This is a genomic window from Streptomyces sp. NPDC005302 (assembly GCF_040607345.1).
Classification (GTDB): Bacteria; Actinomycetota; Actinomycetes; order Streptomycetales; family Streptomycetaceae; genus Streptomyces.
Genome location: NZ_JBEXGN010000011.1, coordinates 112233 through 137986, shown reverse-complemented (window position 1 = coordinate 137986; position 25754 = coordinate 112233). Strand labels below are relative to the sequence as shown.

Genomic DNA, 25754 nt, shown 5'->3' with positions numbered 1-25754 from the left:
GCGAGACACGGTGCGGGGCACGGTGCCGGGTCGGGTGCCGGATCGGGCACCGGGCAGGGCGGCGGCCGTGACGCGGGCAGGGGCAGCGGCCCGGGCGGCGGACAGGGTGGGACACGGGGCGGGGGAGCGGGCGTGCACGAGGGTGGCTGCACGTGCGGGGACTGCCCGCACGGGGCGCGTACGGGGCACCGGCGCGCGGTCGCCGAATTCCTCGCCAAACGCGACGCGTTGGCGTCCGGGCGGGGGCTGCCCGCCGGTGTCGCGCACTCCGCCTCCGCGTCCCGGCAGTGGGTGTCCGACGAACTCACCCAGTCCGCGGACCTCGTCGCCGAACGCGGACGTCTCGACGGCGAGGCCTGGCTGGGACGACTGTGGCGGTACACCGCGTACACGGTCTGGGGCGCCACCGTCGCCCTCCTGCTGGTGCAGGCGCTCACCGCGATCGGCGCGGGCTGGACGGCGGCGCGGACCGCCGGGCTGCTCGCCGCGGTCGGCCTCGCGGGACTGCTGACGGGGGCGGCGTGGCTGCACCGGGCGCGGGGCGGCGCCATCGCGCCGGTCATCGGTGAGGACAACCGTCTCTCCACCTCCCGCGCGGTGGCCGCCGGTTGGGTGCTGCTCGCCGTGTACGCCGTCCTCGTGCTGGTGGGACAACTGGCCGTCGCCTCCGCGCACGGCCGGCGCGACGAACTCATCGCCGGGCTCGAACTCGCCCGGGGCGCCGGGGTCGTGACCGTCGTCGCCGTGGCCTGCGGGGTCGCGGTGCTCGTGCGCAGGGTGGTGGGGCTGCGGGTGCTCGGGCAGCGGCTGCAGAAGGTGCGCGCGGACCGGCCGCGCGCGGCCGACCTGCTGACCGACGACTCCGGGCGCGGCAGCTTCGCGGACATCCAGTACATCGTGATCAGCGGGGCCGCTCTGGCCTTCGCGGTGGTGCTGCTGGCGCGGCGGCCCTCGCAGTTGCCGGACCTTCCGTGGGGACTTGCCGGGCTGGTGATGGTGTCCGCGGCCACCTATCTCGCGGGGAAGTACGCCGAGGGCGGTCGGCCGGTGATCCTCTCCGTGGTCCGCGCCCGCGAGGCGGGCGACCTGGACGCGCCGATCCGCACCGGGGACGACATCGAGATCCGGGGGGCCGGTTTCGTGCCGCCGGGCGCGCAGGGCGCCGCGCGGCTTTCGCGGATGGTGGTGCGGATCGGGGCGGTACACGTACACGTCCCGCTGGTCCCGGTGCCCGGAGGCTTCAGCAACCCGACCGACGCGGTACTCACCGTGCCAGTACCGGTGGACGTGGAGGCCGGACGGGTCGAGGTCCAGGTGGTGACAGCGGCGGGCGTCGAGACGAATCGGTACGGCATCGACGTGACGGAGTGAGTTTCAGCCCCTCCGGCGTTTGAGGAGCGGGGTCCGGGGCCGAGTCCCGGGGGTCGGGAAGGGCAGGGGGCGGAGGGGGCGGGGAACGGCTGGCGAAGGCCGGCCCTGGTGCCTTGTGGAGCCGGGCAAGAAAAGCCGGCCCGCGTTGAGCGCGGAAGCGCCTTCGTACGTATGGTCTGTTGAGGGGTCAACAGAACATGGGTGAGAGGCGGCGGAGAGCGATGACTCACGGTATGCGGTCGGACACGCACGACCCGTATCTCGAGGAGAGGCGAGGTTTGCGGGACACCGCGAGCCGCTACGCCCTGCTCCCTCTACGCATCTTCCTCGGCGTCACCTTCATCTACGCCGGCCTGGACAAACTCACGGACAGCGCCTTCCTGAAGTCCTCCGGCTCGGGCTCGATCGGCGACATGATGCGCACGGTCCGCGACTCCTCCGCGATCCCGGCCCTCGTGGACCTGTCCCTCAAGAGCCCCGTCGGCTTCGGGTACGCCATCGCGTTCGGTGAACTGGCCGTCGGCATCGGCACCCTGATCGGCCTGCTGGCCCGCATCGCCGCACTCGGCGGCGCCCTCATCTCACTCAGCCTGTGGCTGACCGTGAGCTGGGCATCGGACCCGTACTACTACGGAAACGACCTGATCTACCTCATGGCGTGGCTCCCCCTCGTCCTGGCGGGTGCTTCCGTCTTCTCCGTCGACGCGGCGCTGCGGTCCCGGCGCAGGCAACGCGCCGGGACCTACAACTAGGTCCGGATCAAGAGGACCTACGACCAGGGCCGGATCAAGAAGAACCCACGCCGCGCGGGCGTCCGTCCGCGCGGCGTTCGCGTACCGCGTGGGTCACGGAGGCCACCGCGCCCCCGAGGCACAGGCCGCCGACGACGACGGGGATCATCACGAACCACGGGGTGACCCACCAGCCGCCCGCATCCCCGGCGAACGCGATGCCCGCGCCGGTGAGGGCGAGGCCCGCGACCAGCTTCCCCGGCTGGAACTCATGACGCGGCACGGGCCACCTCCGCCTGGCCCACGCCGACCTGGAGGTCGAGGTCGAGAGTGCCGCCGTCCTTGACGACCGTCGCCGGAGGCAGGGTCAGCTGCTTGTGCTTGCCCGGTTCCACGTCCACGTCCTTCTCGTTGTCGCCCGGCAGCTGGATGTCCCCGACCCCCACCTCGATGGTGAGCCGTACCGTCGCGTCCTTGGGAACGATCACCTTCAGCCGGCCCGCGCCCACCTGCGCGTTCGTCTTCACGGTCTGCCCCTTGGCGAGGTCGACGTTGCTCAGGTCGAGCGTGCCGACGCCTGTGCCCAGGTCGTAGTCGGGCCGGACGTCGGCCGCCGACACGGGGATCCAGTCGGTCCGCACCCAGTGCGTGGTGATGTCCTTCGGCAGGGCGGCGGAGGCGGCCAGCAGGCCCGCCGTCACGACGGCCAGGAAGATCGATCCCGCACCCGTACGCCCGAGGAAGGCGCTCAGGGCGATGCCCAGGCCGAACACGACGAGCGCGGCGGCGAGCCCGGCCTGGAGGCTGGTGCCGAGTGCCTGGTCGTCCCAGGTCAGCCCGGTGCCGAGGCCGCCGGCCAGCAGCGCGAGGAGGAAGACCCAGCCGCCGATCCAGCGCGAGCCGCGTTGTCTGCGCTCCCGGCCCGTGCGCGGGTCGGACCGTGAGGTGCCGCGGGCGATGTTGAGCGCCGCCGCCACGTCCCGGTCCTGGGTCTCCCCGGGCCCCCACAGGTAGCCGGTCCCCCCGACATGGGAGCCGTCCTTGACGATCGGGTCGCGCCACCAGGACGGGTACGACGCCGGCACCGGTGGGGCCTGCGCCTCCGGCGGGGCGTCGGCGGCCGCCTGCGCGGCGAGCGGGTCGGCGTCGGGAGCGTCGCGGTGCCGCGACCAGTACCCCGCGCCCGCCAGCAGCAGCGAGAGGACCACGGCGAACGTCAGCACGCTGCCGTTGTTCAGCATCGAGAGGAAGACACCGCAGCCGACCAGCGCGAACAGCACGGCGGCCAGCGCCTGCCCGTCGACGCGGCCGGTGAGCAGCTTGCGGACCTCGTTCTCCTCGTCGTCGTCGTACGGGACGAAGAGCCAGGCGAACCCGTAGAAGATGAGGCCGATGCCGCCGGTCGCGGAGAGCACAGCGAGCACGATCCGGAAGATCACCGGATCCATGTCGCACTGCCGGCCGAGCCCGGCGCAGACCCCGCCGATCATCTTCTGTCGGCGGTCGCGCCGGAACCGGTCCGGGACGTCGGAGATCGCGGTCGCGCCCCGCCCCGCCCCGCCGTGCTCCCCGGGAGCGCGCCGCTCATCACCCGGCGCGGGACCGGGACCCGGCTCCGCCGCCGCGTGCTGCTGATCTGTCATGCGTCCATGGTGACGGGCGGGAGGGCCCGGCGGCAGTCGGGACGACCCTGGCAGAACCCTGAGATCCGGCCCCGAGGGCATCCGAGGAGAGGGGCGGGGGCCGTTCGGGCGCCGGATCCTGAAGATCCACGGGCTGATCGGGAAGATCAGGGGACTATCCGGGGCCGACCCTGATGCCCGGGCCCGCCGGGCGTGTGACCATCGATGCCATGCCGGAAGCCGCAACTCTGCCCGTCGACGACCCGCGGCCCTCGCGCAAGCTCTACCGCAGCAGCGACGGACGCTGGCTCGGGGGCGTGGCGCGCGGGCTCGCCGGGCACCTCGGTCTGCCCGTGATCTGGCTGCGCCTGATGTTCGTCGGCCTGTTCATGGCGGACGGTCTCGGCGCCCTGCTGTACGCGGCGTTCTGGTTCTTCGTGCCGCTCGGCGTAGGCGGTGTCGGCGCCGGGCGCGCCCCGGCGTTCACCGCCGAGACCTCGCCGGACGGCCGCCGCAGGCTCGTGGCCCGCAAGCCCGACAAGGGCCAGATCGTCGCCCTGCTCCTCATGGTCGTCGTCGCCCTGGTCTTCGTCGGGAACGTGAATCTCGGCGGCGGCACCAAGGCGTATCTGTGGCCCACGGTCCTGGTCGGCGCCGGTGTCGCCCTGGTGTGGCGCCAGGCGGACAACGCGCGCCGGGCCCGCTGGGCCGAGGTCGGCCGCCGTCGCCGCACGCTCACGCTGCTGCGGTCCGCGGCGGGTGTCCTGCTGGTCACCGCCGGCGTCTCCGGGATTTTCGTCCTCCAGGGCTCGGCCGCCCACCTCGGCTCGGTGCTCCAGGCGGCGCTCGCCGTCCTGGTCGGCATCGCGCTCCTCGCCGGTCCCTACCTCGTCCGTATGACCCAGGACCTCTCCGAGGAGCGCCTGATGCGCATCCGCGCGCAGGAGCGGGCCGAAGTCGCCGCCCACGTCCACGACTCGGTGCTGCACACCCTGACGCTGATCCAGCGCAACGCGGACAGCCCCGGCGAGGTGCGGCGCCTCGCCCGCGCCCAGGAGCGCGACCTGCGGGCCTGGCTCTACAAACCGGAGGGGACGGGCAAGGACGAGGACGAGGAGCCCGACACCCTCGCCGAGGCCGTCCGGCGCGACGCCGCGGAGGTCGAGGACAAGCACGGCGTCCCCATCGAGGTCGTCGTCGTCGGCGACTGCCCGCTCGACGAGGGCCTGAGGGCGCAGATGCAGGCCGCGCGGGAAGCGATGGTGAACGCGGCCAAGTACGGTGGCGACGGCGGCGCCGTACAGGTCTACGCCGAGGTCGAGGGAAGGACGGTCTTCGTGTCCGTCCGCGACCGCGGCCCCGGGTTCGACCTCGACGCGATACCCGCCGACCGCATGGGCGTCAGAGAATCGATCATCGGCCGCATGGAGCGCAACGGCGGCACGGCGCGACTGCGCGCGGTGCCGGACGGCGGCACCGAGGTCGAGCTGGAGATGGAGAGGGCGGAGAAGACGTCATGAGCGACGCGAACGAGCCTGTTGAGTCCGGCGGCACCGAGGACGGACGCCGGGTGCGTGTGGTCCTCGTCGACGACCACCGCATGTTCCGTACGGGCGTGCAGGCCGAGATCGGGGAGACCGAGCGGACCGGCGTCGAGGTGGTCGGCGAGGCCGCGGACGTCGACCAGGCGGTCACGGTCATCACCGCCACCCGCCCCGAGGTCGTCCTCCTGGACGTGCACCTGCCCGGTGGCGGCGGCGTCGAAGTGCTGCGCCGCTGCGCCCCGTTGATGGCCGACGCCGAGCAGCCGGTCCGCTTCCTCGCGCTGTCCGTCTCGGATGCCGCGGAGGACGTCATCGGCGTGATCCGCGGCGGCGCCCGGGGCTACGTGACCAAGACGATCACCGGCACGGACCTCGTCGACTCCGTCTTCCGCGTGCAGGACGGCGACGCGGTCTTCTCCCCGCGCCTCGCCGGCTTCGTCCTCGACGCGTTCGCCTCCACCGACGCGCCGCCCGTCGACGAGGACATGGACCGTCTCACCCAGCGCGAGCGCGAGGTCCTGCGCCTCATCGCCCGGGGGTACGCGTACAAGGAGATCGCCAAGCAGCTGTTCATCTCGGTCAAGACGGTCGAGTCCCACGTCTCGGCGGTCCTGCGCAAGCTGCAGCTCTCCAACCGGCACGAACTGACCCGGTGGGCCACGGCGCGACGGCTGGTGTGAGGCGGCCGGTTCCGGTGGGGCCGCCGGTCACACCACCCTGGTGGCCCCCGCGAACGGCATCTGGTCGATCGGGGCCAGGCGTACCGGTGCCGAGGGGTTCGGGGCGTGGATCATCTGGCCGTCGCCCACGTAGATGCCGACGTGACTGATGCCCGAGTAGAAGAACACCAGGTCTCCGGGCTGGAGTTCGGAGCGGGAGACTCGTCGGCCCGCGTTGATCTGGGAGTACGTCGTCCGGGGCAGGGACACGCCGGCGGAGCGGTACGCGGCCTGGGTGAGGCCGGAGCAGTCGAAGGCGTTGGGTCCGGTGGCCCCCCACACGTAGGGGCTGCCCAGCTTCGCGTAGGCGAAGGCGACGGCCTCCGCCGCACGCGAGGTGGGTGCGGCGGCCGTACCGGACGCACCCGGGTCGCCGTCGGTCGCCGGGGCGGGCCCGCGATCCGAGGAGCGCGAGGCGCGCTGCCGCTCGCCCGCCGCGCCCCGTTCCCCGTACTGCGTGCGCTCCGCGGGGGTGAGCCGCTCCAGCAGCTTGCGGGCCGCCTCCAGCTTTCCGGTGACCGTCTTCTTCTGGCGCTTCAGCTCGGTCTGCCGCGCCTTGAGCGAGGTCAGTTCCCCGTGGGCGGCGCCTCGCAACTGCTCGATCTCCCGGAGCTGTTCGCGTACCCCGGCGACGGCCGCCGACTGCCGGGTGCCGACCCGCTCGGCGAACGCGGCGCCGTCCAGGTACCGGTCGGGGTCGTCGGAGAGCGCGAGCTGCACGGCGGGGTCGATGCCGCCGCTGCGGTACTGCGCCGCCGCCATCGAACCGAGCTTCTCCCGGGCCGAGTTGAGCCGGTCCTCCTTACGGGCCGCCTCGTCGCGCAGGGTCCGCAGGTGCTTCTCCGCCGTCTCGGCCTTCTCCTGGGCGCCGTTGTACTTCTCGGTGGCGACCTCCGCCTCCTTGTACAGCGTGTCGACCTTGGCCTTCACCTGCGCCGGTGAGAGCTGGGGCTCGGCGTGTCCGACCCCGTCGAAGGCGGTCGCCGTCGCCGCGCCCGCGAGGGCGATGGTGACTGCTGTGCGGGCCGTGTTACCACCGATAGAGCGCTGCCTGGTCCTGCGGTGCGCTGCCACGAGGGCCCACATCCTTCCGTACGACCGCCCCTTCCGGGCCGGTCAAGCGGTGACACGTCCGGCGGCGGCTCACACAGGGGGAGCGTGCCGCCGCCGGACCTTCTCGGCGGTGGTGTCCGGCCGGCCGCCCCTGGCCCGGGCGGTTTGGTGGGACGCCGGTCACCTGGGGGAGGACGCTAAACCTGTGAGTACGGCGTCGGTAACTCCATGTACGGAACTGTCGCCACTGGACCGTCCGGTGCCCGGACGTGACCGGTATTTCCGCCCGGAGTCATCGACTTCGCACAGCGCGCTGACCGAAGCGGCGAATCCCGGACGACCGGAGTGACTCCGGTGCTATGGCTGACGGCCGGTGCCTGCGAGCACGGGGGAGGGCCCGGTGACCGGAGGGGCCGGGGCGAAGGGGTGGCCCGGTGGGAAGGGGCGTGAGGGTGTCCGATTAGGCTCCGGCCCCATGGACGTACTCATCCATCTCTTCGTCGGCCTGCACATCATCGGCATCGCCGCGCTCCTCGGCGGCTTCCTGACCCAGATGAAGGCGATGGGCCGCGGCACCGCCCGCTTCGTCCCCGCGATGCTGCACGGCGCGCTCACGATGCTGGTCACCGGTGTCGCCCTCGTGGGCCTCAACCAGGCCGACGACAACTCGGTCGACACCGTCAAGATCGGCGTGAAGCTGGCCCTGCTGATCGTGATCCTCGGGCTCGTCTACGTGAAGCGGGACGACGAGAAGGTTGACAAGAACCTCTTCGGCCTCGTGGGCCTGCTCACCGTCGCGAACATCTTCATCGCCGTCCTCTGGACCTGACGGACCTGACGGCGCCGAGGGCCCCCGCGGATCCTCCCAGGCCGCCCGACGGCGTCAGTTCCGAGGCGTCGACCGCGCCGCCAGGACCGCGCCCGCGGCGACCGCCAGCCACGCCGCCACCGAGATCCACAGCAGGACCTCTCCGAGCCCCTTGAGCCAGGAGACGTCGAGAGCGGCCGAGACGGCGACGGCGGCCACCGCCGTCATCCCCATCGGGAAGACCGTCCCCCAGCGCTCCAGGGCGTAGCGCGGGCGCGGCCACACCACCTCCGCGACGAGCAGCACGCAGAACCCGACGAGGGCCAGCGTCACCAGCACCGTGGTCGTCGCGCGCAGCGCACCCTGGTCGTCGTCGTTCCACAGGTACGGGTTCACATGGTGCGCGGCGACGAGCGCGGCCCCCGCCAGCGCCGAGATGCCGAGCGCGCCGCCCGCGATCCAGTGGTCCCCGGCGCCCCGCGTCACCTCCCGCACGTCGAACCGCGTGTACGCGATCACGTAGAGGATGAGACCGAGCCAGAACAGCACCATCGCGGCATGCGCGAGCCAGTCCCAGCGCTCGGCCGACCCGACCGCCGAGCCCAGCGCGGACAGGCCCTGCGTGGCCACGCAGACGAGGAAGACCCCGCCCGTCGCGCGCCTGCGCCAGTGCCGTACGACGGCCACGAGCAGTACGGGCCAGAGCACGGCCGCGAGCGCGAGGAGGGCCTGGGCGAGGGTCTGCCACCCCAGCGCCGAGAACCGGATGCCGAGCACGGTGGTCGCCGCGACGGCGGTCAGCCCGGCCGGTGTACCGGCCTCCCGGACCCACCGGGCCCGGTCCCGTACCAGCCGGGCGGTGAAGTCGGCGGCGAGTGCCAGCCAGCCGACGGAGGCGAGGGCCAGCGCGATCCGGGAGAGGGTCTCGTGGCCGGTCAGGTCCAGGCCGACCGAGAGGATGCCGGTGGCCATGACGGCGGCCCCGGCGGCGGGTGCCCGCCGCGCCCACCAGGCGGGGATCTGAGGACGGTCGGGCGCATCCGGCATTTCGGGCATGCGTCCGATGCTAGGGACCGCGGGACCGGTTGCCGGTGGGGCACGCGTGCGTGGCGCCGATTTGGCCTCCACGCCCGCGTGCCGCACGCATGCCCGGAACGACAGGCCCCTAGGCGGGGCGCACCACGCTGTGGATCGCCGAGGTGCCGTCGTAGTAGATCGACTCCTCGCGGACGTACGCTCCCGGCTTCGGCGCGTGGATCATCATGCCGTTGCCTATGTAGAGCCCGACGTGGCTGATGTCGTCGTAGAAGAAGACCAGGTCGCCGGGCTTGGCGTCGGCGAGGGAGACCGTCGTGCCGGCGTTCACCTGGTCGTAGGTGACACGCGGCAGCGAGACACCCGCGGCCTTCCAGGCGGCCTGGGTCAGGCCCGAGCAGTCGTAGGAGTCCGGGCCGGTCGCGCCCCACACGTACGGCTTGCCGATCTGTGTGCGGGCGAAGGCGAGCGCCTTGCCGGCCTTCGTCGCGTACGAGGGGTCCGTGGCCGTGGAGCCGGACGAGCCGGTCGTGCCGCCCGACGACGACCCCTGCTCGGTGGCCTTGTCCTTGGCCGCCTTGTCCGCCGCGGCCTGCTGCCGTGCCAGCTCCGCCGCCTTGGCTGCCGCCTGTTCCCGCTTCTTCTTCTCGATCGCCGCCAGCCGCGCCTTCTCCTCGGCGGTCAGCTTCGAGAGCAGGTCGCGGGCCGCGGAGAGCTTGCGCTGCACCGTCGCCTTGGACGTCTTGAGCGCGCTCTGCGTGGTGGTCAGCGACTGGAGGCTCTCACTGGCCTCCGTGCGCTTCTTGGTGGTCGCGGCCTGTTCGGTGACGTAGTCGTCGACGGCCGCCTTCTGGCGGGTCGTCAGACGGCTCATCAGCTGCGTCTGGTCGAAGTAGTCCTGCGGGTCGTCCGCGAGCAGCAGCGTCGCGGTGCCGGGCGTGGAGGCTCCCGTGCGGTACTGCGCGGCGGCGAACGAACCCAGCTCCTCGCGCGCGGAGTTGAGCTTCTCGGTGCGCTCGGCGACGTCGTCGAGGAGGGCGTCGACCTGCTTGCGCTGCTTGGTGGTCTTCTCCCGGGTGGCGTTGTACTTGTCCGTGGCCGTCTCGGCCTGGTGATAGAGGTCGTTGACCTTCTTCTCGACCTCTTCGAGGCTGGGCCTCGGCGCGGCCGGGGGCGCGGCGTTCGCCGTCTGGGAGAGCAGGGCCACGGAGGTGAGGGCCGCCGTCGCGAGGACGGGGGTCCGTATGCCTGCCACGCGCGAACCCGAAGGACGCGACTTGCGGTGCGACGCCAAGAGAGGCGACTCCTTCCGTCATCCGCCTACCGAGTTAGCTGTCGGGTTCGGGCGGGTGGTTCCGGAAGGTTGCCCTACGGTCCTGGCCCCTTCGGGGCGGTCGGACCGATTCACCCCAGGTCGGTGGGTCCCCGGCTCCGGCCGCTTTGTGGGCGGGCCGAACTCGGCGGAGGCCGCGCGGCCCGGCGACGTTCGCCGGTTGCGGTCGGGCGGCCTTCCGGCACGCTAGCCAACTCGTGTGGTCCGTGTGAAGGTTGGAGTGCGATATGCCCGATACATTTTCGTGACCTTGGCCATGTGTGCCGTCTCGGTCGCCGGATATGAGTGGTGTGCACCACTTTGCGCGGGTGTCTCGGGTGCGGCTCCTCCTGGCGTCACGACCCTGGCGCAGACCCGCCGCACCCGCTCCGACGTGCACCGACCGTCACCGGCCGGTCACGCGCACGCGTCACGAGTTCCCGTCGAGTTCCCGGGGTGGCCGCGGTGTGTCAGTGGGGCCGCCTAGACTCGGAGAGCGATGAGCAGCCTCTTTGACGACAGCTTCCTGGCGGACCTCAAGCCCTCCGCGGCCCACGAGGACGAGCACCCGCCGCCGCCCGAGGACGAGCACGCGCCGGAGCCGGTCGCGGACGACCTGTTCGGCGGCCGGTTCGACGTGCCGCCGAGCCGGGACGCGTACTACCGCGACGGCGCCCACCGGCCCGCCGTGGACCCCGCGGCCCTGCTCGACGGGCTGAACGAGAACCAGCGCGCGGCCGTGGTCCACGCCGGTTCCCCGCTGCTCATCGTGGCCGGCGCGGGCTCCGGCAAGACCCGCGTGCTCACCCACCGCATCGCCCACCTCCTCGGCGAGCGCCAGGTGCACCCCGGCCAGATCCTCGCGATCACCTTCACGAACAAGGCCGCGGGCGAGATGAAGGAGCGCGTCGAGCAGCTCGTCGGCCCGCGGGCCAACGCGATGTGGGTGATGACCTTCCACAGTGCCTGCGTCCGCATCCTGCGCCGCGAGAGCAAGCAGCTCGGCTTCACCTCGTCGTTCTCGATCTACGACGCGGCCGACTCGAAGCGTCTGATGGCGCTCGTCTGCCGTGATCTCGATCTCGACCCCAAGCGCTTCCCGCCGAAGTCGTTCAGCGCCAAGATCTCGAACCTGAAGAACGAGCTGATCGACGAGGAGGACTTCGCCGCCCAGGCCACCGACGGCTTCGAGAAGACCCTCGCCCAGGCCTACGCGATGTACCAGTCGCGCCTCCGCGAGGCCAACGCGCTCGACTTCGACGACCTGATCATGACCACGGTCAACCTGCTGCGCGCCTTCCCGGACGTCGCCGAGCACTACCGCCGCCGCTTCCGGCACGTCCTGGTCGACGAGTACCAGGACACCAACCACGCGCAGTACGCCCTCGTACGGGAGCTCGTCGGCACCTCCGAGCACCCCGTGGACGTACCGCCGAGCGACGCCGACCTGCCGCCCGCCGAGCTGTGCGTCGTGGGCGACGCCGACCAGTCGATCTACGCCTTCCGCGGCGCGACCATCCGCAACATCCTCCAGTTCGAGGAGAACTACCCGAACGCGACGACGATCCTCCTGGAGCAGAACTACCGCTCCACGCAGACGATCCTCACCGCCGCCAACGCGGTCATCGAGCGCAACGAATCCCGCCGCCCCAAGAACCTGTGGACGAACGCGGGCGCCGGCTCGAACATCACGGGCTACGTCGCGGACACCGAGCACGACGAGGCGCAGTTCGTCGCCGACGAGATAGACCGTCTCACCGACGCGGGCGACGCCAAAGCCGGCGACGTCGCGGTCTTCTACCGGACGAACGCCCAGTCCCGTGTCTTCGAAGAGGTCTTCATCCGCGTCGGCCTGCCCTACAAGGTCGTCGGCGGCGTCCGCTTCTACGAGCGCAAGGAGGTCCGGGACGTCCTCGCCTACCTGCGGGTGCTGTCCAACCCCGAGGACTCGGTCCCGCTGCGCCGCATCCTGAACGTGCCCAAGCGCGGTATCGGCGACCGCGCCGAGGCCATGATCGACGCCCTCTCGCAGCGGGAGAAGATCAGCTTCCCGCAGGCCCTGCGCCGCGTCGACGAGGCCTACGGCATGGCCGCGCGTTCCACGAACGCGGTCCGGCGGTTCAACACGCTGATGGAGGACCTCCGGACGATCGTCGAGTCCGGCGCGGGCCCGGCCACCATCCTGGAGGCCGTCCTCGAACGCACCGGCTATCTCGCCGAGTTGCAGGCGTCGACCGACCCGCAGGACGAGACCCGCATCGAGAACCTCCAGGAACTCGCCGCCGTGGCGCTGGAGTTCGAGCAGGAGACCGGCGAGGGCGAGACTCCCGCCGGACTGCCCGCCTTCCTGGAGCGGGTCGCGCTCGTCGCCGACTCGGACCAGATCCCGGACGAGGAGGACGGCAACGGCGTCATCACCCTGATGACCCTGCACACCGCCAAGGGCCTCGAATTCCCCGTGGTGTTCCTGACCGGCATGGAGGACGGCGTCTTCCCGCACATGCGCGCCCTCGGGCAGGTCAAGGAGCTGGAGGAGGAGCGCCGCCTGGCCTACGTCGGCATCACCCGCGCGCGTGAGCGGCTCTACCTCACCCGGTCCTCGATGCGCAGCGCGTGGGGTCAGCCCTCGTACAACCCGCCCTCCCGCTTCCTGGAGGAGATCCCGGCGACGCATCTGGACTGGAAGCGCACCGGGGCGGTCTCGTCCCAGCCGGCCGGTCCGGTCTCCGGTGTCGCGGCCTCGCTGTCGTCCTCGCGGTCGCGGTCCGCGGCCTCGGGCGCGTCCGGGTTCGCCACCCGCCGCGGTGTCTCCGAGAAGCCGGTGGTCGCGCTGGCCGTCGGCGACCGCGTCACGCACGACCAGTTCGGCCTCGGCACGGTCGTCGGGGTGAACGGCACCGGCGCGAACGCGGAGGCGACGGTCGACTTCGGCGAACCCAAGCCGAAGCGACTCCTGCTGCGGTACGCACCGGTGGAGAAGCTGTAGCCCGAGCGGCTCGACGGAGTCCGGACCTCGGCGAGAGGTCCGGACCGCCTTCGACGGCGGGGTTACGTGGGATCCAGACCGTGGCTGCGCAGCCACGGGAGCGGGTCGATCGCCGAACCGCCGGCCGGGCGGACCTCGAAGTGCAGGTGCGGGCCGGTCGAGTTGCCGGAGTTCCCGGAGAAGGCGATCTGGTCACCGGCCTTCACGGTGGTACCGGTGGACACCTTGTACGTGGAGAGGTGGCAGTACCACGTCTCCGTGCCGTCCTTCGCGGTCACGATCATCATGTTGCCGTACGCGCTGTTCCACTGCGTCCGGACGGTCCCGTCGGTCGCGGACAGCACCGTCGTCCCGTACGAGACGGGGAAGTCGATACCCGTGTGGACGGACATCCAGTTGATGCCGGCCTGGCCGAAGTAGGCGCTGAGGCCCTTCTGCGCGACCGGAAGGGCGAACTTCGGACGCAGCCGCTCCTTGCGGGCCGCCGCCTCCGCCGCCTTCTTCTTCTCCTGGACCTGCTGCGCCTTGAGGTCGATGCGTTCCTGGGTGCGGCTCGCCCGGTCGGCGAAGTCGTCCGCGCCGGCGGACAGACTCTGCAACTGCGTGTCCAGCTTGTTGTTCGCGGCCGACGGCTTCACCGACGTCGCGTCCGAGGCGCTGGCCGTGGTGTCCTTCGCGTCGTCGCCGCCGACACCGCCCACCGAGGCCGCCGCGATGCCCGCGACGCCCATCACACAGGCCGAGGGCACCGCGATGGTCAGCAGGGCGGAACGTTTCGCGGGACTGCGGCGCCGGGAGCGGGAGGAGGTGCGCGACGCGGCGCGCGGCGTCGGCGTGATCTCCTCCATGTCGTCGAGCAGCGGGGTCTCCCGCTCGTCGCCGTAGGCCTCGTACGCCTCGAAGTCGCCCTGCGTGCCGTGCTCTTCGCGCTCCTCGTAGGAGCCGTCGGCCTCGGCGGAGTGACCGGCTTCGTCGAACTCGCCCTCTTCGGGGCCGAGTTGATCGAAGGCGGCGGGGTCGAAGGTGGCGGTCGCCTGCTGGTCGAAGGGGACCGGGGCCGCCTGCTCGGGCTGCTGCTCGTAGATCTCGGTCCGCGGGTGGTCGTACGTCTCGGTCTGCGGGTGCCCGTACGGACCGTAGGGGTCCTGGCCGCCGACGTTGTTCCACTGCGTCGCGTCGTACGCGCCGGTCTCCTGCGTCGCGGCGTTCCACTGCTGGGTCCCGTCGAGCTGCTGCCCGGGCTGGAGCCAGGCGCTCGCGTCCCACTGGCCCGAGGAGTCGGGGCCGGGGTGCTGCGCGGGGATGTCGGCGAGCTGCTGGTAACCGGCGGCCCAGGCCGTCGTGTCGTAGGCGCCGGTGTCGTACGCGGCCTGGTGCTGCGCCGCGTAAGGGTCGTAGTTCACCGTCTGGTGGGCGCCGGTGTTCCACTGCGTGGCGTCGTACGAACCCGTGCCGCCGGCCTGGCCCGGCATGTCGCCGAAGAGCGGGTCCGTGGCGAAACTCGCGGTGGCGTAGGCGCCCGTGGTGTTCGCGATCGCACCGGGATCGCAGGCGCCGGCAGCGTGGTCGCCGTACGGGGTGAAGTCGCCGTACTGGGCTTCCTGCCCGCTGTACGGCGCGTAGAGCGCCGAGGCGGCATCGGAAGCCGGGGCCGGGGGAGTTGCTGTCCCCGACGGGTGACGGTCGTTCACCAACTTCTCTTTCGCCTCGACAACAGGGGCTGGCAGAGCAGTGCGGTGACTGTACCCGGCGGTATGCGGGCGCGACAATCTTCGGCAGGTTTCCCCTTTGTAGGAAACGGGCATTCGGCCGTGTTTCGGGGGAGGGCGGGCGAGGCTTTGGCCTGGCGTTCGATGAGTGTTCGAAATTTCGGTGTGATGGGACGCGGTCAGGCGACCGTCAGACCGCCCCTCCGGGCCGCGGGACGGGCCATCGGCTCCTCCGTGTCGAGCGCCTGCCGGATCCCTGTCGCGACGGCCGGGTGCACCGGGAGCGCGAGATGGCCGACTCCGCTCACCCGGACGTTCTGCGCGAGGAGGTCGGGGTGCTCGACGCAGGCCGCCTCCAGCGGGTCCATCAGGTGGTCCAGATCGCTCCAGAAGCTGACGAACTGCGTACGGCAGCCGGGGGCGGGCCGGCTCAGCTCCTCGATCACGGTGGAACCCGGGCGCATCTGGCGGACGATCGGGTGCGCGTTCATCAGCGGGGCGACCCGGGTGCCCGAGTGCGGGGTGCCGAGCGTGACGAGTGTGCGCACGTGCGTGTCGCCGCCGAGGCACTGCGCGTAGTACCGGGCGATCAGGCCTCCGAGGCTGTGGCCCACGATGTCGACGCGGTCGTGGCCCGTGCGCTCACAGATCTCCTCGATGTGGCGGCCCAGCAGCTCCGCCGCGGTGCGGATGTCGCAGGTCAGCGGCGAGTAGTTCAGCGACTCGATGTGCTGCCGTCCGTGCTGGGCGAGGTTGCGGCGCAGCAGGAGGAAGACCGAGCGGTTGTCGATGAAGCCGTGCAGCAGGACGACCGGGGGCTTGGCCTGCGTGGGCAGCTTGGTCGCGTCGTCGTCCGGGGAGGGGAGCGCCGGTACGACACGGCGTTCCTTGGTGATGCCGGAGGGATAGAGGAGGAGGTGTCCGGCGAGGATCGCGAACTCCAGAGCCGTGGCCTTCAGCAGGGCTACCGAGAGTCCCGCGAGCTTTGTCGGAAGCAGACGCTGACAGAGGGGAAGAAAGGGCGATACCGTCCCAGGGACCTTCATGGCCGACCTCCCGTCGGCACGCGGCAGGACCGCTCTGTCCCCCGTGTGCCCTAGTGGAAAGCCCGTGACGTCGGTGACGGCGGTGGCGGACGGCGCGTACCCGGCGCTGTCGTGCCCTCACCGATGTGCCTCATCACCGCGGAGTCCCGCTGACGACGCGGTGACGGGGCCACCTGATCGGCGGCTCTCCTTGCGCCGGCTCCGGCGAGGCCCGTACGCCGCACTCCCGTGCGGCGCCAGTGCCGCGATGCGGAACCTGCGCGGCGAACTTGTCCCACTGTGTGATTTCCCCCTCGGTCTCCGCCGTGAAACTGCCGGTTACGGGATGCTGGCGATAACGTTCGTTCACTTCCGTGGTCGACAATGGCCCGGAACGCTTGTGCCGCCTGGCGTGTCCGGTCCTTCGGAACGATCCGGAAGGCCGGGCGCGGCGAGGGGCTGAACGTGCGATAGGTGTCAGTGGTCAGTAGGTGTCGACGGGGTCGGCAGTGACTGAATGCTCACGCCCGGTGATGACGGTGGCTCTCTGTAGTCTCCGGTCGATCGTCGCCGTCGTGCCGTGTTCGTCGTTGGGCAGTCGTTGTGCAGTCGTTGAGTCGGGGTTCTTGCTTCATGGAGGCAGTGATGGGTGTGGCAGCCGGACCGATCCGCGTGGTGGTGGCCAAGCCGGGGCTCGACGGCCACGATCGCGGGGCCAAGGTGATCGCGCGGGCGCTGCGCGACGCCGGTATGGAGGTCATCTACACCGGGCTCCACCAGACGCCCGAGCAGATCGTCGACACCGCGATTCAGGAGGACGCCGACGCGATCGGCCTGTCCATCCTCTCCGGTGCCCACAACACGCTCTTCGCGGCCGTCATCGAGCTGCTCAAGGAGCGCGAGGCGGAGGACATCAAGGTCTTCGGCGGCGGCATCATCCCCGAGGCGGACATCGCGCCCCTCAAGGAGAAGGGTGTCGCGGAGATCTTCACCCCGGGCGCGACGACCACGGAGATCGTGGACTGGGTCCGGGCGAACGTCAGGCAACCTGCCGGCGCCTGACCCGACGACCCCGCCGGCCTGCTCCTGGGGCGCCAGGACACCCGGAGGGCCGGGGCGGCCGCGCTTCCCGGGAGCCCCCGGGCTGCCGTCTGCTCCGGCGGGCCGAAGCATCGGGGCGCCGAGCGGCCTCGTCGGGACTGTCCGTATACGGTCCCGCGAGCGAGGCCGCACGCCACCGCCCATCCGCGGGCCGGCGAGCGGCGGTCCTGGTTCCGCCGGTCCCAGGGGCCGACAAGCGACCGCATTACGGCTTCACTACGCCACCCCGTCCGCGGGGCGGCTCCGTCCGTCCCGGGGGCGGTGACCGGTGGCGCCACGGGGCGGTCGCGCCGCTCGTGAGGTGGCCGGCGAGCGGGTGTCTTTACCTGCTCGCCCAGCCAGGGGTCGGCGAACGCGGCACCCGCGCGGCACGGTGGCCTCACCCCGTCCCTGTCGGGGGCGTCAGCTCCGCGGCCATCGCCGCTCGCAGGCGCAGGGTCGTCACCAGGCGTTGGAACGCCTCGGACCAGTAGCCTCCGGCACCCGGTGTCGCGTTCTCCGTCTCGTCCGGCACCGAGGTGAGACCGTCGAGGCGCCCCGCCTCCGCCGGGTCGAGGCACCGCTCGGCCAGCCCCATCACCCCGCTGAAACTCCAGGGGTAGCTGCCCGCGTCCCGCGCGATGTCGAGCGCGTCGACCACCGCCCCGCCGAGGTCCGCCGCCCAGGGAACCGCGCACACCCCGAGCAACTGGAACGCCTCGGACAGCCCGTGCGTCCCGATGAACCCCGCCACCCACTCGGCCCGTTCGCCGGCACCCAGCGTCGCGAGGAGCTTGGAGCGCTCGGCCAGTGACACGGCCCCCGGCCCCCCGGCCTCCGGCGCGGAGGGTGAGCCGAGCAGCGCCCGCGACCACCCGGGATCACGCTGCCGCACGGCCGCCCTGCACCACGCCGCGTGCAGCTCCTTCTGCCAGTCGTCCGCCACGGGCAGTGCGACCGTCTCCTCCGGCGAACGCCCGCCGAACCGCTCCTGCCAGGTCCGAAGCGGCGTCGCCTCGACCAACTGGCCGAGCCACCAGGACCGTTCACCCCTGCCTGCCGGTGGCTTCGCCACCACGCCGTCCCGCTCCATCCCGGCGTCGCACTCGTGCGGCGCCTCGACCACGATGGCGGGAGTGTCGCGCGTACGGTCGACGGCCACGCACGAACCGGCCCGGGCCGCCATCCGCGCGGCGAGCGCGGAACCCGGCAGCGCGGAGAGCAGCTCCGCCGCCGTCGCCCGTACGTTGCGACTGCGGTCGGACAGAGCCCGCTCCAGGAACGGCTCGTCGTCGGCGCACAGCCGGGACCGCAGCGAGTCGAGGAACATCAGCCGGTCCTCGGCCCGCTCCGTGGCCCACGTCGAGACGAGCAATTCCCTTGCTGCGGCGGGATCCTCGGCCCGGACCGCCGCCAGCAGCGCCACCCGCTCGGCGAACAGACCCTCCTGCCAGAGCTGTTGGACCCGTTCGGTCTCCTCCGGTCCCGGCAGCGAGGCGCCACCGCCCGGCGCGGAGCGCAGCGCGAACCGCCACTCCGGGTTCAGCCGAGCCAGCCACAGCGCCCGCGGCCCGGCGAACGCCAGCGCCGCGGGACGCAGGTCCGTGCGTCCCCGGGCGGCGTCGAGCAGCGCGGGAAGCGTCTGCGGCGGGGCGGCGAATCCATGACTGTTCGCCGCCGCCAGCCACTGGGGCAGCAGCTCCATGAGATCGGGAGCCGCTCCTCTGCGGCCGCCACCCCCCGTGCCGGGCCGGTCCGCGAGAAGCATCGCCAGTCTGCGGGCGGCGGCGGGCGGCAGCGCGGTCCGTGGATCGGGCGCGGCGGGCTCCGGGCGCGCCGCCGCGCGTGCCGGCCGCACTCCGGCCCGCCGCCGCACGGTCTCCACGGCGGCCGCGTCCAGCAGGGCCACCGGAGGTTCCTGTCCCGGGTCGCGCAACGGAGGCGTCCGCCGCTCGGTCCCCAGGAGCGCCATGGTGACGAGGTCCTCCCAGGAACCGCCTACGGGCGCGTCCGCCGAAGCCGACGTCGTGTTCATGAGCGTCCTTTCCTTGTGGAGGGCATCAGCGGGGTCCCCGCGATCGGCGGTACTGACGGTCCGGAGACGGGCACGGGCGTGAGGCGGGGTTCCGTACTCGGTCCCGCCCTCCGGGGCCCGGGAGCGGGAAAGGGAGCGGGCGCGGGAGAGGCCAGGTCGAGCGCGGCGGCAGGGGTCCACCGGCTGGCATGGCCGGATCCGCGCACCGGGCGTGGTTCCTCAGCACAGCGGCACCGCCTCGCCGCCGCCCTCCGGCCACGCCGTCAGGGGGGTGAAGCCGCGATGGCCGCACTCACCGAAGACCGTGACCGGCGCTCCGCCGGACAGGGCGACCAGGCGCCAGAGGTCGGGACGCGACCGCGCGGCGGGAGTAAGGGGGAGAGCGAAATCGCCGTCCGCGTCGGCCAGTTGCCAGGATTCGCCGTCCGGTGTCGGAACGACCCCGGCCAAAGTGACGGGGCAGGAGTCCAGCCAGGGGTCGGTGCGCAGGGCCTCTCCATAACGGGCGGCCGCCTCCGAGGTGGTCAGGCCCTTCGGCCGTATTGCGGCGGGCACCGGAGGCGAGAACCGCTCACCCAGCGCCGCCCGCATCTGCCCGGCGCCCGGATACGAGGACACCTCGGCCTCGAAGGCCAGCCCCACGGGAAGCGCCAGCTCGGGTGCCCGGCCGGCCGCTCCATAGGAGAGGAGAAGCGCGGTGCGCCCCGACTCGGCGCCGTGCAACCAGATCCTGCGGGTCGTGAGCTTGGCGTCCGCCGTGTCGTACTGCGCGAGGACCAGCCAGCGGTCGCGCACCGGCGGGCCGTCGGCCGAGCCGGACAACCCGACGCGGGAACGCACCGTCGCCGCGAGACCGTCCGGCAGGCCCTCGCGCCGCAGCCAGCCCTGGTCGAGGAGGTGGAGCAGCGCGCACTCCTCCAGCAGACGCACCGGCCAGCCAGGACCCGACGACGGGATCGCACCCAACTCCCGCACCCGGGACGCCAGTCCGGGCGCCTGCGCGTCCACCATCCGGGCCGCGGTCTCCTCCCACATGCCGTACCCCGAACGCTCCGCCGAGGCGAGACCGCCGCGCAGCAGGTCGGCCAGCCGCTGCTCCAACTCCACCGCACCCGCGCTGATCCGCTCGGCACGGCGCTCCGCCCTGCGCCGGGCGGCCTCGGGATCACCCGAGGAGGCCGCTCCAGATCCCCCGCCCGCCGTCCTCCTGTCCTCCGCGCGCTTGCGCCGCCCCGCCATCCACTCCTCGGCCCAGCCCGGCGCCTGCCCCGACGGCACCGCGCCGTCCGCACCCGACCAGAGCAGCAGCAGCCCCAGCGCGTGCTTGCACGGGAACTTCCGGCTCGGGCAACTGCACTTGTACGCGGGCCCGGCGGAGTCCGCGATGTCCACGACCGTCTGATACGGCTTGCTGCCGCTTCCCCTGCACAGTCCCCATACCGCCCCCTCGTCAGAACTGCCCGCCTCGGACCACGGGCCGGCCGCGCCGAGCTTGCTCCCGGCCTTGCGTGACGCGACGTCAGGCGCCAGTGCCAGCACCTGATCCGCCGTCCAGCGCACCGCCTGCTGTGTCATACCTCCGAAGGTAGATCCCGCCACTGACAATCGACCGTGGTGGCCGCGTCCGCGCAGGTCAGGGCCGATTGTCAGTGGCGTGGTGCACGGTGGAACCAGATCCGAACCGGCCGAGCTGGAGGGGGACCGAGCCATGTCCGTGTCCGTTGAACCGACGTCCGCGCAGACATCCACGGGAGCGAGCGGGCAGACACCCGCGGGCGCAGGTGGAGGGGGCGCCGCGAGCGCTGAGGGCGAGGCGCTGCGACCGCACGCCGAGCACGCCTTCGCCGCCGAACTCGCCGCGCTCGCGGCGCAGGACGACCGGCCGCGCCCGGTCCGCTGGCGCATGTCGCCGTGGGCCGTCGCCACCTATCTGCTCGGCGGCACACTGCCGGACGGCACCGTGATCACCCCCAAGTACGTGGGGCCGCGCCGCATCGTCGAAGTCGCCGTCACCACCCTCGCCACGGACCGCGCGCTGCTCCTGCTCGGGGTGCCCGGCACCGCGAAGACCTGGGTCTCCGAGCATCTGGCCGCCGCGGTCAGTGGGGACTCGACCCTGCTCGTCCAGGGCACGGCGGGCACGCCGGAGGAGGCCATCCGGTACGGCTGGAACTACGCGCAGTTGCTCGCGCACGGTCCCAGCCGGGACGCGCTCGTGCCGAGCCCCGTCATGCGGGCCATGGCCGAGGGCATGACGGCGCGCGTCGAGGAACTGACCCGCGTTCCGGCGGACGTGCAGGACAGCCTGATCACGATCCTCTCGGAAAAGACCCTGCCCATACCGGAGTTGGGCCAGGAGGTGCAGGCCGTCCGCGGCTTCAACCTGATCGCCACGGCCAACGACCGCGACCGCGGGGTCAACGAACTGTCGAGCGCGCTGCGCCGCCGCTTCAACACGGTGGTGCTGCCGCTGCCGGAGAGCGCCGACGCCGAGGTCGACATCGTGTCGCGCCGGGTCGACCAGATCGGCCGCTCCCTCGACCTGCCCGCCGTTCCCGAGGGCATCGACGAGATCCGCCGCGTGGTCACCGTCTTCCGCGAGCTGCGCGACGGGATCACGGCCGACGGGCGGACGAAACTGAAGTCGCCCAGCGGCACCCTGTCCACGGCCGAGGCGATCTCCGTCGTCACCAACGGTCTCGCGCTGGCCGCCCACTTCGGTGACGGCGTCCTGCGGGCGGGCGACGTCGCGGCCGGCATCCTCGGCGCCGTCGTCCGCGACCCGGCGGCCGACCGTGTCATCTGGCAGGAGTATCTGGAGGCCGTCGTCCGCGAGCGCGAGGGCTGGAAGGACTTCTACCGGGCCTGCCGCGAGGTGAGCGCATGAGCGAAGTGCCGGACGACGCGCTGACCGGGCCGCGGCCCCCGGTGCCCGTCCGGGGTGCGGGGCCGCTGCTGCTCGGCGTGCGCCATCACGGGCCGGGGTCGGCGCGGGCCGTGCGGGCCGCGCTGGAGGCCGCCGCCCCGCGGGTCGTGCTGGTCGAGGGGCCCCCGGAGGCGGATCCCCTGGTCCACCTGGCCGCCGACACGGACATGCGACCCCCGGTCGCCCTCCTCGCCCACGTCGTGGACGAGCCCGGCCAGTCGGCCTTCTGGCCGCTCGCCGAGTTCTCACCGGAGTGGGTGGCGATCCGCTGGGCCCTCGACCACGGCGTGCCGGTCCGCTTCATCGACCTTCCCGCGGCCCACACCCTGGCCTGGGGGAAGGCGGACGCGGACCGGGCGGGCGAGCGGCCCGGCGTCACGCCCCCCGGCGCGCTGGACCGGCCCGCCGACGCCGGCTCGGCCGCGCCCGGCGACCCAGCCGACTCCGGTGACGCCGGCCCCGGGACACCCGCGAACGCGGCCCGGCCGGCCGGGACCGACGAGTCGGACACGCCGAAGGACACACCGGCGGCGATCGCGGCGGAACCCGGCGAGGGGCCGGCCGAGGCCGTACGGATCGATCCCCTCGCCGTGCTCGCCGAGACAGCCGGGTACGACGACCCGGAGCGCTGGTGGGAGGACGTGGTCGAGCACCGGGCGGCGACCGCCGGCGATCCGTTCGCGCCGTTCAGCGTGCTGGAAGAGGCGATGACCGCGCTGCGCGAGGCGTACGGGGTCGGGGGACACGACCGGGATCTGGTGCGCGAGGCGTACATGCGGCTTCAGATCCGCTCCGCGCAGCGGGAGTTCGGGGACGACGTGGCCGTGGTGTGCGGGGCCTGGCACGTGCCCGCGCTGCGGCTGCGGGCCACCGTCGGCGCGGACCGGGCGCTGCTCAAGGGCCTGCCGAAGGTGAAGGCCGACCTCACCTGGGTGCCCTGGACGCACCGCAGGCTCTCCCGGGCCAGTGGATACGGGGCGGGGATCGACTCACCGGGCTGGTACGGGCATCTGTTCAGCGCCCCCGACCGTCCGATCGCCCGATGGATGACGAAGGTCGCCCGGCTGCTGCGCGACGAGGACCGGAGTGTGTCGTCGGCCCACGTCATCGAGGCGGTGCGGCTCGCCGACACGCTCGCCGCGATGCGCGGGCGCCCACTGCCGGGACTGACCGAGACGACGGACGCCGTACGCGCGGTGATGTGCGAGGGCTCGGACGTGCCGCTGGCGCTGGTGCGCGACCGGCTCGTCGTCGGTGACGTCCTGGGCGAGGTGCCCGAGTCCGCCCCGGCGGTCCCCCTGCAGCGGGACCTCGCGCGGTCGCAGCGCTCGCTGCGGCTGAAGCCCGAGGCGCTGGAGCGGGAGTTGGAGCTCGACCTGCGCAAGGAGACCGACGCGGGCCGCAGCACACTGCTGCACCGGCTGCGCCTCCTCGGTATCGGCTGGGGCGAGCCCACGACGTCCCGCGGCAGCACCGGCACCTTCCGCGAGACCTGGCGGCTGCGCTGGGAACCGGAGCTGTCGGTACGGGTCGCCGAGGCCGGCGTGTGGGGCACGACCGTCCTGGCCGCGGCGACGGCGAAGGCCGAGGCGGACGCCGTGGGCGCACCCTCGCTGGCCGACGTCACCGCCCTCGCCGAGCGCTGCCTCCTCGCCGGACTCCCGCACGCGCTGCCCGTGGTGATGCAGGTGCTCGCCGACCGGGCCGCCCTCGACGCCGACGTCGGCCACCTCGCCCAGGCGCTGCCCGCCCTCGTCCGTTCGCTGCGTTACGGCGACGTGCGCGGCACGGACACCCACGCCCTCACCGACGTCGCCGCCGGTCTCGCGGAGCGCGTCTTCGTGGGCCTCCCACCGGCCTGCGCCGCCCTCGACAGCGACGCCGCCGCGGAGATGCGCGGGCACGTGGACGCCGTGCACGGGGCGGTGGCACTGCTCGGGGAGACGACCGGTGACACGGCCCCGGCCGACAGCACACGCGGGGGCATACGCGGGCGCTGGCACTCCGTCCTGCGGACCCTCGCCGTGCGCGACACCGTTCCCGGCGTGATCAGAGGCAGGTCGGTCCGACTCCTGCTCGACGAGGGCGAGTTGGCGCAGGAGGAGGCCGCGCGGCTGATGGGCCTCGTGCTGTCGCCGGGCACCGAGCCCGCCGACGCGGCCACCTGGATCGAGGGGTTCGTCGGAGGCGGCTCGGGTGGCGGGATGCTGCTCGTGCACGACGAGCGGCTCCTCGGACTCGTGGACACCTGGCTGACCGGGGTGCCCGCGGACGCGTTCACCGACGTGCTTCCCCTGCTGCGCCGGACGTTCTCCGCGTACGAGTCGGGGGTGCGCAGAACGCTGGGCGAGCTCGTCCGGCGCGGCCCGGGCGCCCGCACGGACACCGCGGCCGCCGGCTCCGGAATCCCCGGGTTCGCCCCCGACCTCGACGCCGGACGCGCGGACGCCGTCCTGCCCGTGCTGAGCCTGCTGCTCGGGCTGGGCGCACCCGCCGGCGCGGACGGCGGCGACAGCCCGGGCGCCGACACCGCGTCCGGCGGGCTGCCGCCGGACCGGGCACGTCACGACAACGACCTTGTGAGGGTGACTCCATGACCGAGTCCGTGCTGAGCGCCGGGGACGAGCGGCTGCGCCGATGGAGGCTCGTGCTCGGCGGCGACGAGGCCGACGGCACCGGCTGCGTGCTCTCCGGGAACGACGCCGCGATGGACGGAGCACTCGGCGCGCTCTACGGGAAGGGAGGCAAAGGGCAGTCGGGGAAGGACCGTTCGGCGGGGCTCGGTGCGTCGGCGCCCTCGGTCGCGCGCTGGCTCGGCGACATCCGCACCTACTTCCCGTCCTCGGTCGTCCAGGTGATGCAGCGGGACGCCATCGACCGGCTGGGGCTGTCCGCCCTGCTCCTGGAGCCCGAGATGCTGGAGGCGGTGGAGGTCGACGTGCACCTCGTGGGCACGCTCCTCTCACTGAACAAGGCCATGCCGGAGACGACCAAGGAGACCGCGCGGGCCGTCGTGCGCAAGGTCGTCGAGGACCTGGAGAAGCGGCTCGCGACCCGCACCCGGGCGACCCTGACCGGCGCCCTCGACCGCAGCGCCCGTATCAGCAGACCGCGCCACCACGACATCGACTGGAACCGCACGATCGCGGCGAACCTCAAGCACTACCTGCCCGAGTACCGCACGATCGTGCCCGAGCGGCTGATCGGTTACGGACGGGCCTCCCAGTCGGTGAAGAAGGAGGTCATCCTCTGCATCGACCAGTCGGGGTCGATGGCCGCGTCCGTCGTGTACGCCTCCGTGTTCGGCGCGGTGCTCGCCTCGATGCGGTCCATCGCCACCCGGCTGGTCGTCTTCGACACGGCGGTCGTCGACCTCACCGACCAGCTCGACGACCCGGTCGACGTCCTCTTCGGCACCCAGCTCGGCGGCGGCACCGACATCAACAGGGCGCTCGCGTACTGCCAGTCGCAGATCACCCGGCCCGCCGACACCGTCGTCGTCCTGATCAGCGACCTCTACGAAGGAGGCATCCGCAACGAGATGCTGAAGCGGGTGGCGGCGATGAAGGCGTCCGGGGTGCAGTTCGTGACGCTGCTCGCGCTGTCCGACGAAGGGGCGCCCGCCTACGACAGGGAGCACGCCGCCGCCCTCGCCGCGCTCGACGCCCCGGCGTTCGCCTGCACACCCGACCTGTTTCCCGAGGTCATGGCGGCGGCCATCGAGAAGCGGCCTCTTCCGATACCGGACACGAGGTGAGAAGGGCGTTAATCCGGACATGAATACCCATCGGTAACAGG

Annotated in this window: 19 protein-coding genes and 1 riboswitch; of the genes, 10 read left to right on the top strand and 9 right to left on the bottom strand. The window is 72.5% G+C overall.

Going from position 1 to position 25754, the window contains the following annotated elements; translation table 11 throughout:
- Positions 1 to 132: 132 nt before the first annotated feature.
- Together ABZT74_RS18875 and ABZT74_RS18870 are read left to right on the top strand one after the other, a co-directional pair.
- On the top strand, positions 133 to 1371 hold the full coding sequence (locus tag ABZT74_RS18875) for a hypothetical protein (protein WP_356436271.1): 1239 nt from the start codon (positions 133 to 135) through the stop codon (positions 1369 to 1371).
- Positions 1372 to 1592: 221 nt separating this feature from the next.
- Positions 1593 to 2123 carry a DoxX family protein gene (locus ABZT74_RS18870; RefSeq protein WP_355876934.1) on the top strand — a complete coding sequence of 177 codons (531 nt, stop codon included), beginning with the start codon at positions 1593 to 1595 and terminating at the stop codon, positions 2121 to 2123.
- 34 nt (positions 2124 to 2157) lie between these two features.
- Here the strand turns inward: ABZT74_RS18870 and ABZT74_RS18865 are convergent, their stop codons facing one another.
- Both ABZT74_RS18865 and ABZT74_RS18860 read right to left on the bottom strand, forming a co-directional pair.
- Complete coding sequence (locus ABZT74_RS18865; protein WP_356436268.1) at positions 2158 to 2385, bottom strand: hypothetical protein; 228 nt, start codon at positions 2383 to 2385, stop codon at positions 2158 to 2160.
- Positions 2372 to 3745, bottom strand: a complete 1374-nt coding sequence (locus ABZT74_RS18860; protein WP_356436265.1) for a PspC domain-containing protein — start codon at positions 3743 to 3745, stop codon at positions 2372 to 2374. Before ABZT74_RS18860 ends, ABZT74_RS18865 begins: the two co-directional genes overlap by 14 nt.
- A gap of 209 nt (positions 3746 to 3954) precedes the next feature.
- Here ABZT74_RS18860 and ABZT74_RS18855 point away from each other — a divergent pair, with 209 nt between their 5' ends.
- The gene (locus tag ABZT74_RS18855; protein ID WP_355876925.1) at positions 3955 to 5244 is read left to right on the top strand and encodes a PspC domain-containing protein; all 1290 of its coding nucleotides are present in this window, start codon (positions 3955 to 3957) and stop codon (positions 5242 to 5244) included.
- Positions 5241 to 5948 carry a response regulator transcription factor gene (locus ABZT74_RS18850; protein WP_164373289.1) on the top strand — a complete coding sequence of 236 codons (708 nt, stop codon included), beginning with the start codon at positions 5241 to 5243 and terminating at the stop codon, positions 5946 to 5948. Before ABZT74_RS18855 ends, ABZT74_RS18850 begins: the two co-directional genes overlap by 4 nt.
- A 27-nt stretch (positions 5949 to 5975) precedes the next feature.
- Here ABZT74_RS18850 and ABZT74_RS18845 read toward each other — a convergent pair whose 3' ends face one another.
- A complete protein-coding gene (locus tag ABZT74_RS18845) occupies positions 5976 to 7061 on the bottom strand; it encodes an NlpC/P60 family protein (protein WP_356436262.1) in 1086 nt (361 codons plus the stop codon).
- A 454-nt stretch (positions 7062 to 7515) separates the two neighbouring features.
- Here ABZT74_RS18845 and ABZT74_RS18840 point away from each other — a divergent pair, with 454 nt between their 5' ends.
- Positions 7516 to 7869 (top strand): hypothetical protein, encoded by a 354-nt coding sequence (locus ABZT74_RS18840; RefSeq protein WP_355876909.1) that lies wholly within the window; start codon positions 7516 to 7518, stop codon positions 7867 to 7869.
- 54 nt (positions 7870 to 7923) lie between these two features.
- Here the strand turns inward: ABZT74_RS18840 and ABZT74_RS18835 are convergent, their stop codons facing one another.
- Entirely contained in the window at positions 7924 to 8904 is a 981-nt protein-coding gene (locus tag ABZT74_RS18835) for a tellurite resistance/C4-dicarboxylate transporter family protein (protein WP_356436259.1), read from the bottom strand.
- A 109-nt stretch (positions 8905 to 9013) separates the two neighbouring features.
- Positions 9014 to 10177 (bottom strand): NlpC/P60 family protein, encoded by a 1164-nt coding sequence (locus ABZT74_RS18830; RefSeq protein WP_356436256.1) that lies wholly within the window; start codon positions 10175 to 10177, stop codon positions 9014 to 9016.
- A 7-nt stretch (positions 10178 to 10184) separates the two neighbouring features.
- Positions 10185 to 10356: riboswitch (cyclic di-AMP (ydaO/yuaA leader) on the bottom strand.
- A gap of 338 nt (positions 10357 to 10694) precedes the next feature.
- Between ABZT74_RS18830 and pcrA the strand changes: the two genes are divergently transcribed.
- Positions 10695 to 13181 carry a DNA helicase PcrA gene (pcrA, locus tag ABZT74_RS18825; protein ID WP_356436253.1) on the top strand — a complete coding sequence of 829 codons (2487 nt, stop codon included), beginning with the start codon at positions 10695 to 10697 and terminating at the stop codon, positions 13179 to 13181.
- A 62-nt stretch (positions 13182 to 13243) separates the two neighbouring features.
- Here the strand turns inward: pcrA and ABZT74_RS18820 are convergent, their stop codons facing one another.
- Together ABZT74_RS18820 and ABZT74_RS18815 are read right to left on the bottom strand one after the other, a co-directional pair.
- Positions 13244 to 14872, bottom strand: a complete 1629-nt coding sequence (locus ABZT74_RS18820; protein WP_356436250.1) for a M23 family metallopeptidase — start codon at positions 14870 to 14872, stop codon at positions 13244 to 13246.
- A gap of 197 nt (positions 14873 to 15069) precedes the next feature.
- The gene (locus ABZT74_RS18815) at positions 15070 to 15936 is read right to left on the bottom strand and encodes an alpha/beta fold hydrolase (RefSeq protein WP_355876896.1); all 867 of its coding nucleotides are present in this window, start codon (positions 15934 to 15936) and stop codon (positions 15070 to 15072) included.
- A 624-nt stretch (positions 15937 to 16560) separates the two neighbouring features.
- Between ABZT74_RS18815 and ABZT74_RS18810 the strand changes: the two genes are divergently transcribed.
- Positions 16561 to 16977, top strand: a complete 417-nt coding sequence (locus ABZT74_RS18810) for a cobalamin B12-binding domain-containing protein (protein ID WP_355876894.1) — start codon at positions 16561 to 16563, stop codon at positions 16975 to 16977.
- A 418-nt stretch (positions 16978 to 17395) separates the two neighbouring features.
- On the opposite strand, the gene ABZT74_RS18805 is transcribed toward ABZT74_RS18810, so the two are convergent.
- Entirely contained in the window at positions 17396 to 19030 is a 1635-nt protein-coding gene (locus tag ABZT74_RS18805; RefSeq protein ID WP_356436247.1) for a DUF5691 domain-containing protein, read from the bottom strand.
- Positions 19031 to 19249: 219 nt separating this feature from the next.
- Entirely contained in the window at positions 19250 to 20605 is a 1356-nt protein-coding gene (locus ABZT74_RS18800) for an SWIM zinc finger family protein (protein ID WP_356436244.1), read from the bottom strand.
- Between the two features lie 133 nt (positions 20606 to 20738).
- Here ABZT74_RS18800 and ABZT74_RS18795 point away from each other — a divergent pair, with 133 nt between their 5' ends.
- The 3 genes from ABZT74_RS18795 to ABZT74_RS18785 are packed head-to-tail and all read left to right on the top strand — an operon-like array spanning position 20739 to position 25713.
- A complete protein-coding gene (locus ABZT74_RS18795) occupies positions 20739 to 21917 on the top strand; it encodes an AAA family ATPase (RefSeq protein ID WP_356436241.1) in 1179 nt (392 codons plus the stop codon).
- Entirely contained in the window at positions 21914 to 24553 is a 2640-nt protein-coding gene (locus ABZT74_RS18790) for a DUF5682 family protein (RefSeq protein ID WP_356436237.1), read from the top strand. The genes ABZT74_RS18795 and ABZT74_RS18790 overlap by 4 nt, the downstream gene beginning before the upstream one ends.
- Positions 24550 to 25713, top strand: coding sequence for a VWA domain-containing protein (locus ABZT74_RS18785; RefSeq protein ID WP_356436234.1), 1164 nt, complete (start codon positions 24550 to 24552; stop codon positions 25711 to 25713). The genes ABZT74_RS18790 and ABZT74_RS18785 overlap by 4 nt, the downstream gene beginning before the upstream one ends.
- Positions 25714 to 25754 lie beyond the last annotated feature (41 nt).

Coding starts and splice junctions, on each gene's coding strand:
- ABZT74_RS18870 (WP_355876934.1), top strand. CDS start 1,593: ATGACTCACGGTATGCGGTCGGACACGCACGACCCGTATCTCGAGGAG.
- ABZT74_RS18860 (WP_356436265.1), bottom strand. CDS start 3,745: ATGACAGATCAGCAGCACGCGGCGGCGGAGCCGGGTCCCGGTCCCGCG.
- ABZT74_RS18855 (WP_355876925.1), top strand. CDS start 3,955: ATGCCGGAAGCCGCAACTCTGCCCGTCGACGACCCGCGGCCCTCGCGC.
- ABZT74_RS18850 (WP_164373289.1), top strand. CDS start 5,241: ATGAGCGACGCGAACGAGCCTGTTGAGTCCGGCGGCACCGAGGACGGA.
- ABZT74_RS18840 (WP_355876909.1), top strand. CDS start 7,516: ATGGACGTACTCATCCATCTCTTCGTCGGCCTGCACATCATCGGCATC.
- ABZT74_RS18835 (WP_356436259.1), bottom strand. CDS start 8,904: ATGCCCGAAATGCCGGATGCGCCCGACCGTCCTCAGATCCCCGCCTGG.
- pcrA (WP_356436253.1), top strand. CDS start 10,695: ATGAGCAGCCTCTTTGACGACAGCTTCCTGGCGGACCTCAAGCCCTCC.
- ABZT74_RS18815 (WP_355876896.1), bottom strand. CDS start 15,936: ATGAAGGTCCCTGGGACGGTATCGCCCTTTCTTCCCCTCTGTCAGCGT.
- ABZT74_RS18810 (WP_355876894.1), top strand. CDS start 16,561: ATGGGTGTGGCAGCCGGACCGATCCGCGTGGTGGTGGCCAAGCCGGGG.
- ABZT74_RS18805 (WP_356436247.1), bottom strand. CDS start 19,030: ATGAACACGACGTCGGCTTCGGCGGACGCGCCCGTAGGCGGTTCCTGG.
- ABZT74_RS18800 (WP_356436244.1), bottom strand. CDS start 20,605: ATGACACAGCAGGCGGTGCGCTGGACGGCGGATCAGGTGCTGGCACTG.
- ABZT74_RS18795 (WP_356436241.1), top strand. CDS start 20,739: ATGTCCGTGTCCGTTGAACCGACGTCCGCGCAGACATCCACGGGAGCG.
- ABZT74_RS18790 (WP_356436237.1), top strand. CDS start 21,914: ATGAGCGAAGTGCCGGACGACGCGCTGACCGGGCCGCGGCCCCCGGTG.
- ABZT74_RS18785 (WP_356436234.1), top strand. CDS start 24,550: ATGACCGAGTCCGTGCTGAGCGCCGGGGACGAGCGGCTGCGCCGATGG.